The 13,496-nt window shown below is 73.6% G+C and carries 16 protein-coding genes; 3 read left to right on the forward strand and 13 right to left on the reverse strand.

What is annotated here, in order from left to right:
• Positions 1 to 30: 30 nt before the first annotated feature.
• From ABC795_RS08940 to ABC795_RS08965, 6 genes are all read right to left on the reverse strand, one after another.
• Complete coding sequence (locus ABC795_RS08940) at positions 31 to 942, reverse strand: diacylglycerol kinase family protein (protein WP_347056831.1); 912 nt, start codon at positions 940 to 942, stop codon at positions 31 to 33.
• Positions 943 to 947: 5 nt separating this feature from the next.
• Complete coding sequence (tatC, locus tag ABC795_RS08945; protein WP_347056832.1) at positions 948 to 1,862, reverse strand: twin-arginine translocase subunit TatC; 915 nt, start codon at positions 1,860 to 1,862, stop codon at positions 948 to 950.
• A 25-nt stretch (positions 1,863 to 1,887) separates the two neighbouring features.
• Positions 1,888 to 2,211, reverse strand: coding sequence for a Sec-independent protein translocase subunit TatA (gene tatA / locus ABC795_RS08950; protein ID WP_347056833.1), 324 nt, complete (start codon positions 2,209 to 2,211; stop codon positions 1,888 to 1,890).
• Between the two features lie 111 nt (positions 2,212 to 2,322).
• A complete protein-coding gene (locus ABC795_RS08955; protein WP_347056834.1) occupies positions 2,323 to 2,529 on the reverse strand; it encodes a hypothetical protein in 207 nt (68 codons plus the stop codon).
• Positions 2,530 to 2,539: 10 nt separating this feature from the next.
• Entirely contained in the window at positions 2,540 to 3,514 is a 975-nt protein-coding gene (locus tag ABC795_RS08960; RefSeq protein WP_347056835.1) for a WYL domain-containing protein, read from the reverse strand.
• Positions 3,511 to 4,488, reverse strand: coding sequence for a WYL domain-containing protein (locus ABC795_RS08965; protein WP_347056836.1), 978 nt, complete (start codon positions 4,486 to 4,488; stop codon positions 3,511 to 3,513). Before ABC795_RS08965 ends, ABC795_RS08960 begins: the two co-directional genes overlap by 4 nt.
• A 79-nt stretch (positions 4,489 to 4,567) precedes the next feature.
• Here ABC795_RS08965 and ABC795_RS08970 point away from each other — a divergent pair, with 79 nt between their 5' ends.
• Complete coding sequence (locus ABC795_RS08970; RefSeq protein ID WP_347056837.1) at positions 4,568 to 5,740, forward strand: DUF3866 family protein; 1,173 nt, start codon at positions 4,568 to 4,570, stop codon at positions 5,738 to 5,740.
• Between the two features lie 104 nt (positions 5,741 to 5,844).
• Here ABC795_RS08970 and pafA read toward each other — a convergent pair whose 3' ends face one another.
• The 6 genes from pafA to ABC795_RS09000 form a co-directional block, all read right to left on the reverse strand.
• Complete coding sequence (gene pafA, locus ABC795_RS08975) at positions 5,845 to 7,203, reverse strand: Pup--protein ligase (RefSeq protein WP_347056838.1); 1,359 nt, start codon at positions 7,201 to 7,203, stop codon at positions 5,845 to 5,847.
• A gap of 56 nt (positions 7,204 to 7,259) precedes the next feature.
• Entirely contained in the window at positions 7,260 to 7,607 is a 348-nt protein-coding gene (locus ABC795_RS08980) for a hypothetical protein (RefSeq protein ID WP_347056839.1), read from the reverse strand.
• A 27-nt stretch (positions 7,608 to 7,634) separates the two neighbouring features.
• Positions 7,635 to 8,516 carry a proteasome subunit alpha gene (gene prcA, locus ABC795_RS08985; protein ID WP_347056840.1) on the reverse strand — a complete coding sequence of 294 codons (882 nt, stop codon included), beginning with the start codon at positions 8,514 to 8,516 and terminating at the stop codon, positions 7,635 to 7,637.
• Between the two features lie 3 nt (positions 8,517 to 8,519).
• Positions 8,520 to 9,377 (reverse strand): proteasome subunit beta, encoded by an 858-nt coding sequence (gene prcB, locus ABC795_RS08990; RefSeq protein WP_347056841.1) that lies wholly within the window; start codon positions 9,375 to 9,377, stop codon positions 8,520 to 8,522.
• 97 nt (positions 9,378 to 9,474) lie between these two features.
• On the reverse strand, positions 9,475 to 9,951 hold the full coding sequence (locus ABC795_RS08995; protein WP_347056842.1) for an endonuclease VII domain-containing protein: 477 nt from the start codon (positions 9,949 to 9,951) through the stop codon (positions 9,475 to 9,477).
• Between the two features lie 216 nt (positions 9,952 to 10,167).
• Positions 10,168 to 10,377 carry a ubiquitin-like protein Pup gene (locus ABC795_RS09000; RefSeq protein WP_347056843.1) on the reverse strand — a complete coding sequence of 70 codons (210 nt, stop codon included), beginning with the start codon at positions 10,375 to 10,377 and terminating at the stop codon, positions 10,168 to 10,170.
• A 235-nt stretch (positions 10,378 to 10,612) separates the two neighbouring features.
• Here ABC795_RS09000 and ABC795_RS09005 point away from each other — a divergent pair, with 235 nt between their 5' ends.
• A complete protein-coding gene (locus ABC795_RS09005; protein ID WP_347056844.1) occupies positions 10,613 to 11,023 on the forward strand; it encodes a hypothetical protein in 411 nt (136 codons plus the stop codon).
• Positions 11,024 to 11,042: 19 nt separating this feature from the next.
• On the opposite strand, the gene dop is transcribed toward ABC795_RS09005, so the two are convergent.
• The gene (dop, locus tag ABC795_RS09010) at positions 11,043 to 12,548 is read right to left on the reverse strand and encodes a depupylase/deamidase Dop (protein WP_347056845.1); all 1,506 of its coding nucleotides are present in this window, start codon (positions 12,546 to 12,548) and stop codon (positions 11,043 to 11,045) included.
• 287 nt (positions 12,549 to 12,835) lie between these two features.
• Here dop and ABC795_RS09015 point away from each other — a divergent pair, with 287 nt between their 5' ends.
• Positions 12,836 to 13,447 (forward strand): transglycosylase family protein, encoded by a 612-nt coding sequence (locus ABC795_RS09015; RefSeq protein WP_347056846.1) that lies wholly within the window; start codon positions 12,836 to 12,838, stop codon positions 13,445 to 13,447.
• Positions 13,448 to 13,496: the final 49 nt, after the last annotated feature.

Consider the following 13,496-nt stretch of genomic DNA (forward strand, 5'->3'; position numbering starts at 1 on the left):
GCCAGGACCCGGAACGACCAGGCCACCTGATCATCGGGGAGGTCCAGGCCGGGTCCTGGACGGGGCCGCGCCGACCACCCGGAGGGCGCCGGGGACGCACTCGCTCACGACCGGCAGCGGCGCCACCGGCTCGCCGTCGGCGTAGGTGGTGACGCCGGCGCAGGCCAGCTCCACGCGGGCAGCCCGGTGCACGGTGACCAGCGGGTGGTCGACGTGGGAACCGTCGGCCAGTCGCGGCTTGGTGCGGACCAGCTCCCGCCGGGTGGTGGCGCCGACGACGGTGACGTCGAAGAGCCCGTCGGCCGGGTCGGCGGCCGGGCAGATGCGCAGCCCGCCGCCGTACCAGGCGGTGTTGCCGACGGCGACCATCGTCGCCGGCAGGGTCCGTTCCTCACCGTCCAGCGACAGCGTCACCTCGTACGGGCGCAGCCGGGCCAGCTCGGTGAGGACGGCGATGTCGTAGCGCCGTCGCCCCGGCGGCCAGCGCAGCCGGTTGGCCCGGTCGGTCACGGCGGAGTCGAACCCGCAGCACAGCACCGTGGCCCACCACCGGTCCGCGGACCGGCCGGCGTCGACGCTCCGCGAACGGCCGGCGAGCAGGTCGGCGGCGGCGGCGCGGACCGCTGCGGCGGGGTCGGCGGGCACGCCGAGGGCGAGCGCCAGGTCGTTGCCGGTGCCGGCGGGGACCACCGCCAGGGGTGTCGTGGTGCCGGCGACCGCCTGCAGCGCGGCGTGCGCCGCGCCGTCCCCGCCGACGGCGAGCACCGCGGCCGCTCCGCCCGCCACCGCGGCGGTCGCCTGCCGCTCGGCGTCCGGCCGCGTGCACGCGTCGAGGACGCGGGGCGTCAGCCCGGCTTCCCGCAGCAGGCCGGGGACGGCGGCGGACAGGGCCCGTGCGCGGCCCCGGCCGGCGGCGGGGCTGGTGAGGACCGCGACGTCCACGCCGGTCAGCGCTGGGGGGACGGCGAGGAGTCGACGGGCTCGTCGAGGGATGAGGGGCGGGCGTCGAGCGGGGAGGCCTCGTCGTCGCCGAGGTCGTGGAAGTGCTCGGCGGCGGCGCGCCGGGCCCGGCGCCGGTCGACGACGCGGGCGAGCTGGATGGCGAGCTCGAACAGCACGATCATCGGCCCGGCCATGAGGAGCATGGTGAACGGGTCCTGCGTCGGCGTGACGAACGCGGCGAACACGATGGTGAGGAAGAAGATCCACCGGCGGCTCCTGGCCAGCACCTCGTGGCTCAGCACCCCGGCCAGGTTCAGCGCGACCGCGATGAGCGGCACCTCGAAGCTGGCGCCGAACGCGACCAGCAGCGACAGCACGAACCCGATGTAGTCCTGGGCGGTCAGCGCCACGACGACGCCGTCGCCGGCGAGGCTCAGCAGCAGCTCCAGCCCGGCCGAGAGCGACACGTAGGCCAGGACGGCGCCGAGGGCGAACAGCGTCGAGGAGACGGCGACGAACGCGATGCCGTAGCGCTTCTCGTTGCGCTTGAGGCCCGGGGTGATGAACGCCCACAGCTGGTACAGCCAGAACGGGGCGGAGAGCACCACCCCGGCCAGGAAGGCGACCTTGAGGCGGATGAAGACGCCACCGAAGACGTTGGTGATCAGCAGACCGCACCCACCGGCGTCGTCCCCGCCGTAGCGGAGTTCCTCGGGCAGCCCGCAGTACGGGGCACGGATGAACTCCCCGAGGCCGTGCCCGTACCACCAGAACGAGATCGCGGTGGCCACGAGGATGGCCAGCCCCGCCTTGGAGATGCGGTTGCGCAGCTCGGTGAGGTGCGCGATCAGGCTCATCGTCGCCTGCGCGTCGCGGGGTGGCCGACGCCGACGGCGCGTGCCGCGGGTCGACTCGCTCACCGCCGGGCTCCCGGGTGCAGGAGGGTCAGCGCGAGCTGTCGGACGAGCGTGCCTGGTCCGCCCGGGCCCGCAGGTCGGCGGCGCGGAGCTCGGCGAGCCGGGCCTCCTCCTGCAGCTGCGCGTTCGGGTCGCCGGACGGGGCCGGCGGGGGAACGATCTCACCGCGGACCGGCGTGGTGCTGACGGCGTCCTTCGAGCGGACGTCGTCGTCCTTCATGCCCTTCATCTCGCCCTTGAAGATGCGTAGCGAACGGCCGAGCGAGCGCGAGGCGTCGGGCAGCTTCTTGTAGCCGAAGAGCAGCAGGATGGCCAGGATGATCAGGCCGATCTCGAGCGGGCCGAGTCCCATGGCGCGTCCTCCAGAACGTTCGGGTGGCTGCGGCGATGCTACGCCGGGAAGGGTCGTCCCATAGGCCTGCGCCGACGCCGCCGGGCAGGCGGCGGCGTGTTCGCCCGCCGTTCAGCCGGCGGTCGTGCGCTGGTCGCGCAGCTGCGCGGCCCGTTCCGCGGACTGCTGCGCCTGCGCGCGCACCGGGGCGACGTCGCGCTCGGCCGCCTCGAGCTCCCGGCCCAGCCGGGCGAAGGCGCCCAGCGTGCCGTGCGCGACCACACCGAGGACGACGAGCGCCAGCACCACCACGACGGCCAGGACGATCCAGAACACCACGGCGGCGACCCTAGCCGTCGCGGCCCGGCGGAACGCCGTACCGGGCGAGGGCGGCCCGCGCCTCGGCGGCCACCTGGACGCCGATCTCGGACGGCTCGTCGACGACCGCCCTGCCGCCGAGGGTGGCCACCAGCCGCCGCGCCCAGGCGAGGTCGCCGGTGCGGACGGTGACGGCCAGCCCGCCGGGCGGGTCCTCGACCGGGGTGACGTCCTCGGTGGGGTAGTACTCGGCGACCCACCGCGCGCTGCGGTCCAGCCGCAGCCGGACCGCCGGGGCGTCGGGGGCCGGCTGGTAGATGCCGTCGTCCAGATTGCGCCCCGTGGCCTGCGGCGGGGGCGCGGCCGCCTCGTCGAGGACGACGACGTCGTCGAGCCGGTCGAGCCGGAACAGCCGGACCCCCTCGGCCCGCCGGCACCAGGCCTCCAGGTACGACCGGCCGTCGACCAGGAGCAGCCGCATCGGGTCCACGGTGCGCTCGGTGCGCTCGTCACGGGTCGGCACGTAGTAGTGCAGGTGGAGGGCGCGGCGGCGCTCGAGGGCGTCGCGGACGACGGCCAGGTTCTCCTCCCGCGCGTCCACGCTGACCGCCACCGGGCTGACCCGGTCGGCCGCGTCACCGGCTGCGGCCGACACCTTGGCCAGCGCGTGGCTGACCGCGTCCCGCTCGGCGAGCCCCGGCAGCTCGAGCAGCGTGCGCAGCGCCACCACGAGCGCGACCGCCTCGTCGGTGGTCAATCGCAGCGGCCGGACCATGCCGGCGCTGAAGGTGACCCGGACCCGGTCGCCCTCGAAGGCGACGTCGATCAGGTCACCGGGACCGTAGCCGGGCAGGCCGCACATCCAGAGCAGCTCGAGGTCGCTGCGCACCTGCCGTTCGGTCACGCCGAAGTCGCGGGCGACCTCGGCGACCGCCACCCCGTCGGGGCGGGCGCTCAGGTACGGCACGAGGGCCAGCAGCCGGGTCATCCGGTCGGTCGTCCTCACGCGCCCTCCCCCATCGCGGCCAGGCGGGTCAGCCGGGCGATGACCGCCTCGCGGACCTGGGCGGGCGCCTCCACCACGACGTCGGCGCCGTAGGCGGCCAGCTGGTCGGCCAGCGCCCACGGCTCGGTGGTGCGCAGCTGCAGCCGGTCGTCGCCGTCGTCGGCGGGGCCGAGCGACGTGGCGTGCCGGCGCAGCCCCACCGCGGTGCCGGGCCGGGCGCGGACGACGACCAGGTGCTCCTCCCCCCCGACCTGGCCGGCCACGACCGCGGTGAGGTCGAGGTCGGCCGGGGGCTCGAACGCCCCGGCCGGGCCGACCGCCTTGGGTGCGCCGACCACCCGGGACAGGCGGAACACCCGCGGGGCCTGCCGGTGCAGGTCGTGGCCGACGAGGTACCAGCGCCCGTGCCAGGCGACGACGCCCCACGGCTGGACGTCCCGGCGGACGGCGGTGTCCTCGTCGGGACGCCGGTAGTCGAACTGCAGCCGGCGGCGGTCGCGCGCCGCGGCGTAGCAGGGCTCGAACGCCGTCTCTCCCCGGTCGATGCGGGGCTGGATGGGGATCGAGCCGGAGGTGTCGACGTCGACCCCGGCGGCTCTGAGCTTGACCAGCGCGCTCTGCGCGGCGCCGGCCAGCTGCGCCGACTCCCAGAGCCGCAGTGCCAGGCCCACCGCGGCCGCCTCCTCGCCGGTCAGGTGGATCTCGGGCAGCTCGTAGTCGGCGCGGGCGATGCGGTAGCCGTCCTCGGTGTCGAAGACGCTGGTGCGGCCGGTCTCCAGCGGCACGCCCATCTCGCGCAGCTCGGCCTTGTCCCGCTCGAACATCCGCTTGAACGCCTCGTCGGCCCGGTCGCTGCCGTCGTCGGCCTCGTAGCCGGGCACCGTCGCGCGGATCCGTGCGGCGGTCACGTACTGCCGGGTGCTGAGCAGCGCGATGACCAGGTTGACCAGTCGCTCCGCCCGCTTGGCCGCCATGACGACCAGGCTAGTCAGCCGGTGCCCGGTCCACCTCGCCGGTGCGCCGTCCCCGGGGTCCGCTGGCTAGCCTTCCTCCATGCCCTTCTCCGCCACTCCTCCTCCGCCCTCGCGCATCCGTTGGCGCCGCGGTCGGGTGACGGCCAGCGCACGGAGCGGGCGGGACACCTTCGCGCTGACCGTCGACGTTCCCGGCGACGGGGAGCTCCCCGCCCTCGCGTACGCGTCGCTGGTCGGCTCACCCGAGGTCGGCGACGACGTGCTCCTCAACACCACGGCGCTCGCCCAGGGCCTCGGGACCGGGGGCTACGCGCTCGTCGTCGCCCTCCCCGACCGGCTGCCGCCGGACCCGGAGGGCCCCGGCCACCTGGTCAAGGCCCGGTACACACCGCTGCAGGTGACGGTGCAGGGCGTCGACGAGCAGGAGACCGAGCACCACGCCGCGATCGCGGCGGCCGACGACCTCGCCGGGATGCCGGTGGTGGTCGCGGACCTGCACTCGGCCCTGCCGGCCGTCCTCATCGGGATGCTCGCGACCGACCCGGACCTGAAGGTCGCCTACGTGATGACCGACGGCGGCGCGCTGCCCGCCGCCTTCTCCCGGACGCTCGACGCGCTGAAGACCTCGTTGGCGGGGGTGGTCACCGTGGGTCAGGCCTTCGGCGGTGACCTGGAGGCGGTCACCCTGCACACCGGGCTGCTGGCGGCCAAGCACGTGCTCGGCGCGGACCTGGCGATCGTCAGCCAGGGGCCGGGCAACCTGGGCACCGGAACGCCGTGGGGCTTCTCCGGCGTCGCCGCCGGCGAGGCGTGCAACGCGGTGAGCGTGCTGGGCGGCCTGCCCGTGGGTGCGCTGCGGATCTCCGACGCAGACCCGCGTCCCCGGCACCGCGGGGTCTCCCACCACTCGCTGACCGCGTTCGGGCGGGTGGCCCTCGGCGGAGTGACCCTGGTCGCGCCGCGGGGGCTGACGTCGGAGCTGGGCGGCCAGGTGGACGAGGACCTCGCCGGGCAGCCCGAGCGCAACGTCGTGGTGTGGGTGGACACCGACGGGCTCGACGCCGCTCTGGGGCTCTCCCCCGTGCCGCTGCGCACGATGGGCCGCGGCTACCCCGAGGAGCGCGCCTACTTCCTCGCCGCCGCCGCGGCCGGCCGCTACGCCGCCCTGCAGGTACCCCTGCCGGAGGCCGCCCTGGCCCAGGAGGGGCCCACCGAGGGCACCGACCGAGCGGGGGCGGACGCCACCACCTGAGGCCGTGCGGGAACCGGCCCGCAGGGGTCCGCGCAGGCACGACCCAGCGGCTCGACGCCGTCGGGCACGGCACCGGGCCGCGGTGCAGGCCCGAGGACTGCAGCTCACATGGAGGCGATGAGCTTCTCGACGCGCTCGTCGACGGACTTGAACGGGTCCTTGCACAGCACGGTGCGCTGGGCCTGGTCGTTGAGCTTGAGGTGCACCCAGTCGACGGTGAAGTCCCGGCGCTTCTCCTGGGCCTTGCGGATGAACTCGCCGCGCAGCTTGGCGCGGGTCGTCTGCGGCGGCACGTTCTTCGCTTCGAACACCCGGGGCTCGTGGACGACGCGGTCGACCTGACCGTTGCGCTCGAGCAGGTAGTAGAGGCCGCGGGTGCGGCTGATGTCGTGGTAGGCGAGGTCCATCTGCGCGACCCGCGGGGAGGACAGCGGCAGGTCGCGCTTGGCCCGGTACCGCTCGATCAAGCTGTACTTGATGGCCCAGTCGATCTCCCGGTCGATGAGGCTGAGGTCCTCGCTGTCGACGGCCTTGAGCACCCGCCCCCACAGCTCCAGCATCTGCCGGTGCACGGGGCTGCAGCCCTCGCGGTCGACGAACTCGGTGGCCCGGCTGTGGTACTCGGACTGGATCTCCAGCGCCGACATCTCGCGGCCGCCGGCCAGCCGCACCTTGCGGCGGCCGGTCATGTCGTGGCTGATCTCCCGGATCGCCCGGATCGGGTTCTCCAGCGTCATGTCCCGGATGGGCACCCCCGCCTCGATCATGCGCAGCACGAGGTCGGTCATGGTGACCTTGAGCAGCGTCGTCGTCTCGCTCATGTTCGAGTCGCCGACGATGACGTGCAGCCGGCGGTAGCGCTCGGCGTCGGCGTGCGGCTCGTCGCGGGTGTTGATGATCGGGCGGGACCGGGTGGTGGCGCTGGAGACGCCCTCCCAGATGTGCTCGGCGCGCTGGCTGACGCAGTAGATCGCGCCGCGCGGCGTCTGCAGCACCTTGCCGGCGCCGACGACGACCTGCCGGCTCACCAGGAACGGGATCAGGACGTCGGCCAGCCGCCCGAACTCGCCGTGCCGGCCGACGAGGTAGTTCTCGTGGCAGCCGTAGCTGTTGCCGGCCGAGTCGGTGTTGTTCTTGAACAGGTAGATGTCGCCGGTGACGCCCTCCTCGGCCAGGCGCTGCTCGGCGTCGACCAGCAGCCCCTCGAGGATCCGCTCGCCGGCCTTGTCGTGGACGACCAGCTCGGAGAGGTCGTCGCACTCGGCCGTGGCGTACTCGGGGTGGCTGCCGACGTCGAGGTAGAGCCGGGAGCCGTTGCGCAGGAACACGTTGGAGCTGCGCCCCCACGACACCACGCGCCGGAACAGGTACCGCGCCACCTCGTCCGGCGAGAGCCGACGCTGGCCCTTGAAGGTGCACGTGACGCCGTACTCGGTCTCTATCCCGAAGATCCGTCGGTCCACGCTTCGAGACTAGGCGCCGGGAGCGACACAGGCCCATCGCCGGACCCGCGGGTTCGCTACCGCTTCGCGTCGAGCCGCTGCAGCAGGTCGTCGAACGCCTGCTCGATCTCGTCGTGTCCGTTCTGCGCCGCGCGCTGCTTGCCGTGGATCAGCGCCGCCCGGTTGACCTTCGCGAAGTCCCCGTAGGGGAAGTGGTAGCGCTTCTTGGTCTCCACGTTCGCGTCCGGGTCGACGGCGAGGTGCCAGGCGGCGTAGCCGTCCCAGCCGTGCTCGTCGATCTCGGCGTTGCCGTCGTCGGCGGACGGCGCGGCGTCGGACCACTCGGTCTCGTCGTCGTAGGTGCCCGCGTCGATCAGCTTCCGCGCCCGGGCGACGGCGTCCTGGTTCACCTCGTAGTTCGGCATGCCGTCTCCCCTACCCAGCCGACGGGCTCAGTCCTCCGGTTCCCCGTCGGTCCGCGGGTGGCTCTCGCCGGTGTCGGGAACGCCGCCCGCGGTGTCCGGCGCCGCCGGGTCGCCGAGGCCGGCGGGCGTGCCGGGTGCGGGGTGGGTGGGCACGTGGGCGGAGTGCTGCGTCTGCGGCTCCTGCTCCCCGGCCTGCCCGTCGCCCAGGAGGCCGTGCAGGGCGGCGCCGACGACGCGTCGGAACGCCCGCTTGGGCCGCCGCCGGTCGAGGACGGCGACCTCGAGCTGCTGGGCGCCCAGACGAGCGGGGCCGCCGTTGCCGGCGCCGGCCGTGGCGGGGCTGACGGCGGAGAGTGCGTCGACCCCCACCTTCAGCGCGTCGGCCAGGCCCATGCCGGGGTGGAAGTTCTCGCGCAGGTGCGAGGTCACCGAGTCGGCCTGACCGCCCATGACGACGAAGTGCGGCTCGTCGACGACGGAGCCGTCGAAGGTGAGCCGGTAGAGCTGGTCGCGGTCGGGGGTCTCCCCGACCTCGGCGATGCAGAGCTCGACCTCGTAGGGCTTCATCTGCTCGGTGAAGATGGCGCCGAGCGTCTGGGCGTAGGCGTTGGCGATGACGCGGCCGGTGACGTCGCGGCGGTTGTAGGAGTAACCGCGGACGTCGGCCAGGCGCACCCCGGCCACCCGGAGGCTCTCGAACTCGCTGTAGCGGCCGACAGCGGCGAAGCCGATCCGGTCGTAGATCTCGCCGATCTTGTGCAGCGTGGAACTGGGGTTCTCGGCGATCAGCAGGACGCCGTCGGCGTAGGTGAGGACGGCGACGCTGCGGCCGCGGGAGATGCCCTTGCGGGCGTACTCCGAGCGGTCACGCATGACCTGCTCGGCGGAGGCGTAGTACGGCATGGTCATGGCTCAGGCCTCCCGCTCGGTGTTCTGGCGGTCCGCGGCCGCGCGCTCGGTGACGATGCGGTCGGCGACCGCGGCCACCTCGGCGTCGGTCAGCCGGACGGCGCCCTCGGCGTCCACCCGGTAGACGATCGGGTAGAGCCGGCGGACCGGGTCGGGGCCGCCGGTGGCGGAGTCGTCGTCGGCGGCGTCGTAGAGGGCCTCGACGACGGTGCGGGTGGCCTCGTCGGCGGGCAGGCCGTACCGCCAGGTCTTCTTCAGTGAGTTCTTGGCGAACAGCGATCCTGAGCCGACGGCGGCGTACCCGCGCTCCTCGTAGTTCCCGCCGGTGACGTCGTAGCTGAAGATGCGCCCCGGGGAGGAGCCCGGCGCGGCGTCGAGGTCGAAGCCGGCGAAGAGCGGGACGACGGCGAGACCCTGCAGCGCGGCGCCGAGGTTGCCGCGGATCATCTGGGCCAGGCGGTTGGCCTTGCCGTCGAGGCTCATCGTGAGCCCCTCGATCTTCTCGTAGTGCTCGAGCTCGACCTGGTAGAGCTTCACCATCTCGATCGCGATGCCCGCGGCGCCGGCGACGCCGATGACGCTGTAGGAGTCGGCCGGGTAGACCTTCTCGATGTCGCGGCTGGAGATCAGGTTGCCCATCGTGGCCCGGCGGTCGCCGCCCATGAGGACGCCGCCGTCGTAGGTCGCCGCGACGATCGTGGTGCCGTGCGGCGCGATGTCACCCACGGGCAGCTGTGGAACGGGCCGGCGGCCGGGCAGGAGCTCCGGCGCGGCCGTCGACAGGAAGTCGGTGAACGAGGAGCCCACCCGGTCCAGGTAGGCGGGCGGGAACCCGCTCCGGCCAGCCGACGACTCGCTCACCCATCCACCTCTCCCGCCTGCGTCTGCCGGCGTGACCGCTGCTCCACCGGGACGCCGCGCGTGGTGCTCGCGCGCCTTCCCGGACCTCGCTGCGACCCTACCGGCGGCCGGTGACGTCGGCTGGCCCGTCCGGGTCCGCGCTGCCCACGGCCTGGAGGAGCGCCAGCGCCTGCTGCTCACGGTGGTGCTGCACGTAGAAGGCGGCCATGTGCAGCAGGTCGGGGTCGTCCCTGAACTGCCCGAGACCGCCGTTGCAGTTGAAGCAGAGGAGCGCACGAACCGCGCCGGTCTGGTGGTCGTGGTCCACGTGCTCGGCGGGGTTCGTCCGGCAGACGGCGCAGACCCCGCCCTGCGCGGCGAGCATGACGTCGGCCTCGGCCGCGGTGATCCCGTACCGGCGCGCCAGGTGGTACGTGCGGGAGCCCCCGACCTTGGCCCGGGACGCCTTGCCTCGTTCGTTGTGGCAGGGCAGGCAGTAGGTGCCGTAGCCCGACGCGGCCGCGCGTGAGCGTGGGAACCCGGCGACCGGCTGGACATTGCCGCAGTCCGGGCACCACTTCGATCCGTCCGGCACGAAGAGGCCAGCCGGAGGGACGCGGTACCGGCGTGCCTCGACCCGCCGCGCCTCTCGACTCCGCGAGGACCGCTCCGCCAGATGCTGGCGGCAGTAGAACGCCAACCCGTCGCGTGCGCGACGGTTCCGGCTGAACTGGGCTATCGGCAGGTGGCGGCCGCAGTCACGGCAGAACTTCGTGTCCATGGAGTCGGGATGCGCAGGCGATGATCTTGTTCACTCCCCGCCTTTTTGTACATAGGCACGCACGAACTCCTCGGCGTTCTCCTCGAGGACGTCGTCGATCTCGTCCAGGAGCGAGTCGACGTCCTCGGTCATCTCCTTGTGCCGCTCGGCGACCTCGGTGTCGACCGAGGCCTCGACCTCGTCTGTCTCCTCGCGCGACCGCGTCGCCTTCTGCTGCCCGCCGGTGTCCCTGGTGGCCATCGCTCGCCCTCCGCTCCTGAGAACTGCTGCTGCGCAGAAAGCTACCCGCACACACCGACATCCGGACGCCCCGAGAGCGACTCCGCCCTGCCCGGCACAGGCGACCGGCCGACAGGAGGCATGTCGCGGCACCGTCATGGAACCGTCAGGGCTCCGGGCTGTCGGCCGTAGCTCCGGGCGGGAACACCGAGGGTGCGGACCGTCACCTCCTCGGTCCGACGACCGTTCAGAGGCCGTGGCGGACGCCCGGCAGCCGGCCGAGAGGGACGACTGGCTTCCCGACGGCCTCCAGCAGGATCTGCGGGAGCTGCACGACGTCCCCGCCGATCAGCGGGCCGAGAGGCTGCAGGACGTCCTGCGGTCCGGCCTGGACGGCGAGTACGGCGGAGAGGTCGAGCAGTGGACCCAGCAGCTCGAGGGGTTCCCGTCCTCGGTCCCGGAGGACCTGCGCGACGACCTCGGGCAGCTGTCGGGGCAGGAACCCGGCCAGCTCCGCGAGGACCTCGGTGACGTCGTCGTCGACTCGGCCCGCTCCGGTCAGTACGGCCTGGGCCTGGACACGCGGACCGGCTGGGCAGGCGACGCCGCGGAGCGGTCGAACCTCTCCAGAGCACTCGACGGCACCTCGGGCGACGGCGGCAACTGACCACCCGGTCCCCGGCGACTCAGCCGCCGGTGATGGTGTCCACCAGCTCCTGCGCCGTCGCCGAGGCCTCGAACAGAGCGCCCACGTGCTCGCGGGTGCCCCGCAGCGGCTCCATGGTCGGGATCCGGACCAGGTTCTCCCGCCCCAGGTCGAACACCACCGAGTCCCAGGACGCCGCGGCGACCTGGGCGGGGAAGCGGCGCAGGCACTCGCCGCGGAAGAACGCCCGCGTGTCGCCGGGCGGGTGCACCATCGCGCGGGCGACCTCCTCGTCGGTCAGCAGCCGCTGCATGGCGCCCCGGGCCACCAGCCGGTGGTACAGCCCCTTGTCGGTCCGCACGTCGGAGTACTGCAGGTCGACCAGGCGCAGCCGGGAGTCACCCCAGCCCAGGCCGTCGCGGGCGCGGTAGCCCTCCAGCAGCCGCAGCTTGGCCGGCCAGTCCAGCCGGTCGGCCAGGCGCATGGGGTCGGCCTCCAGGTCGTCGAGCACCTCGGCCCAACGACGCAGCACGTCGGCGGTCTGCTCGTCGGCCTCTCCTCCGTTCTCGACGAACCGCACGGCCTGCTCGAGGTAGCAGCGCTGGACCTCGACGGCGGTCATGCGACGGCCGTCGCGCAGGAGCACCCGGTGGCTGAGCGTCGGGTCGTGGCTGATCGCCTGCAGCTCCTGCACCGGCTCCTCGAGGGCCAGGTCGTGCGGGAGCGCCCGCGCCTCGATCATCGCCAGCACCAGCGACGTCGTCCCGACCTTGAGGTACGTCGCGAGCTCGGCGAGGTTGGCGTCTCCGATGATCACGTGCAGCCGGCGGTACTCGTCGGGGTTGGCGTGCGGCTCGTCGCGTGTGTTGATGATCGGCCGCTTGAGCGTCGTCTCCAGGCCCACCTCGACCTCGAAGAAGTCGGCCCGCTGCGACAGCTGGAAGCCCTCCTTGCGGCTCTCGGTGCCGATGCCGACCCGGCCCGAGCCGGCGAACACCTGGCGGGTCACGAAGAACGGCACCAGCCCACGGATGATGTCGATGAACGGGGTACGCCGGTCCATCAGGTAGTTCTCGTGGGAGCCGTAGGAGGCGCCCTTGCCGTCGGTGTTGTTCTTGTAGAGCTGGATGGGCTGCGTGCCGGGGACGCGCGCCGCGCGACGGGCCGCCTCGGCCATCACCCGCTCCCCCGCCTTGTCCCACAGCACGATGTCGCGCGGGGTCGTGACCTCCGGGGTCGAGTACTCGGGGTGCGCGTGGTCGACGTAGAGCCGGGCGCCGTTGGTCAGGATGACGTTGGCCATCCCGGAGTCCTCGTCCAGGTCGTTGTGGTCGAGGGCCTGCGCCGGCGTGAGGTCGAAGCCGCGGGCGTCGCGCAGCGGCGACTCCTCCTCGAAGTCCCAGCGCGGCCGGCGCGGGGTCGGCGCCTCGGCGACGGCCCACGCGTTGACCACCTGGCTGCTCAGCGTGGTCGGGTTCGCCCCCGGCTGCCCCGGCACGGAGATCCCGTACTCCACCTCGGTCCCCATGACCCGCCGCACACTCATGGCCCAACCCTAGGCCGCACCGGTCCGGAGGCTCCGGGTCGCCACCGGACCGGTGCGGTGGCAGGCATCGAGACGAATCCGTAACCTCGGTGGAGCCCCGGCCGCAGCAGAGCGGTCGGGAACGCGCGCGGGATGCAACGGCCGTCGAGCCGCTCCCCGTGCAGTCACCGGACGTGCCGCGCGTCCTCTCCGCCCAGCGGCACGGTCCTCCATCTCTCCGGCTCCGTGGGCGGAGCGTGCTGCCGTCGCGACGGCGGGCACGTCGGCGCCCGCCGTTCGAGAGGATCATGACGAACCCGAGCACCACCTCACGCCTGTCCACCCGCTCCCTCCGGCGTCGCACCGCCGGCATCGCCGCCACCGGCGCCGTGCTCCTGGCCCCGTTCCTGGGAACCGGCACCGCCGCGGCTGCCGACGGCGCCACCTGGGACCGCCTCGCGCAGTGCGAGAGCAGCGGCGACTGGGCGATCAACACCGGGAACGGCTACTACGGCGGCCTCCAGTTCTCGCCGTCCACCTGGGCGGGCTTCGGCGGCACCGAGTACGCCGAGCGCGCCGACCTGGCCACCCGTGAGCAGCAGATCGCGATCGCCGAGAAGACCCTGGCGGTCCAGGGCTGGGGCGCCTGGCCGGCCTGCTCGGCGAAGCTGGGTCTGGGCGAGGCGGACAAGGCGGGCAGCGCCGCGGCGCCCGCGCCCGCGCCGGCGCCGGCAGCGGAGGCCCCAGCGCCCGCTCCGGCAGACCCCGCCGCGCCGTACACGGTGCGCGCCGGCGACACGCTGTCGGCGATCGCCGCGGACAACGGGCTGCAGTGGCGGTCGCTGTACGAGAACAACCGGGACGTCATCGGCGCGGACCCCGCGTTGATCTTCCCCGGTCAGGTGCTCGACGTGGCCTGACCGCCCCGGCACAGGGATCGGCCCGGCCCACCCCGTGGGGTGGACCGGG

Origin of the sequence: Blastococcus sp. HT6-30 (genome assembly GCF_039729015.1) — a bacterium.
Taxonomy (GTDB): Bacteria; Actinomycetota; Actinomycetes; order Mycobacteriales; family Geodermatophilaceae; genus Blastococcus.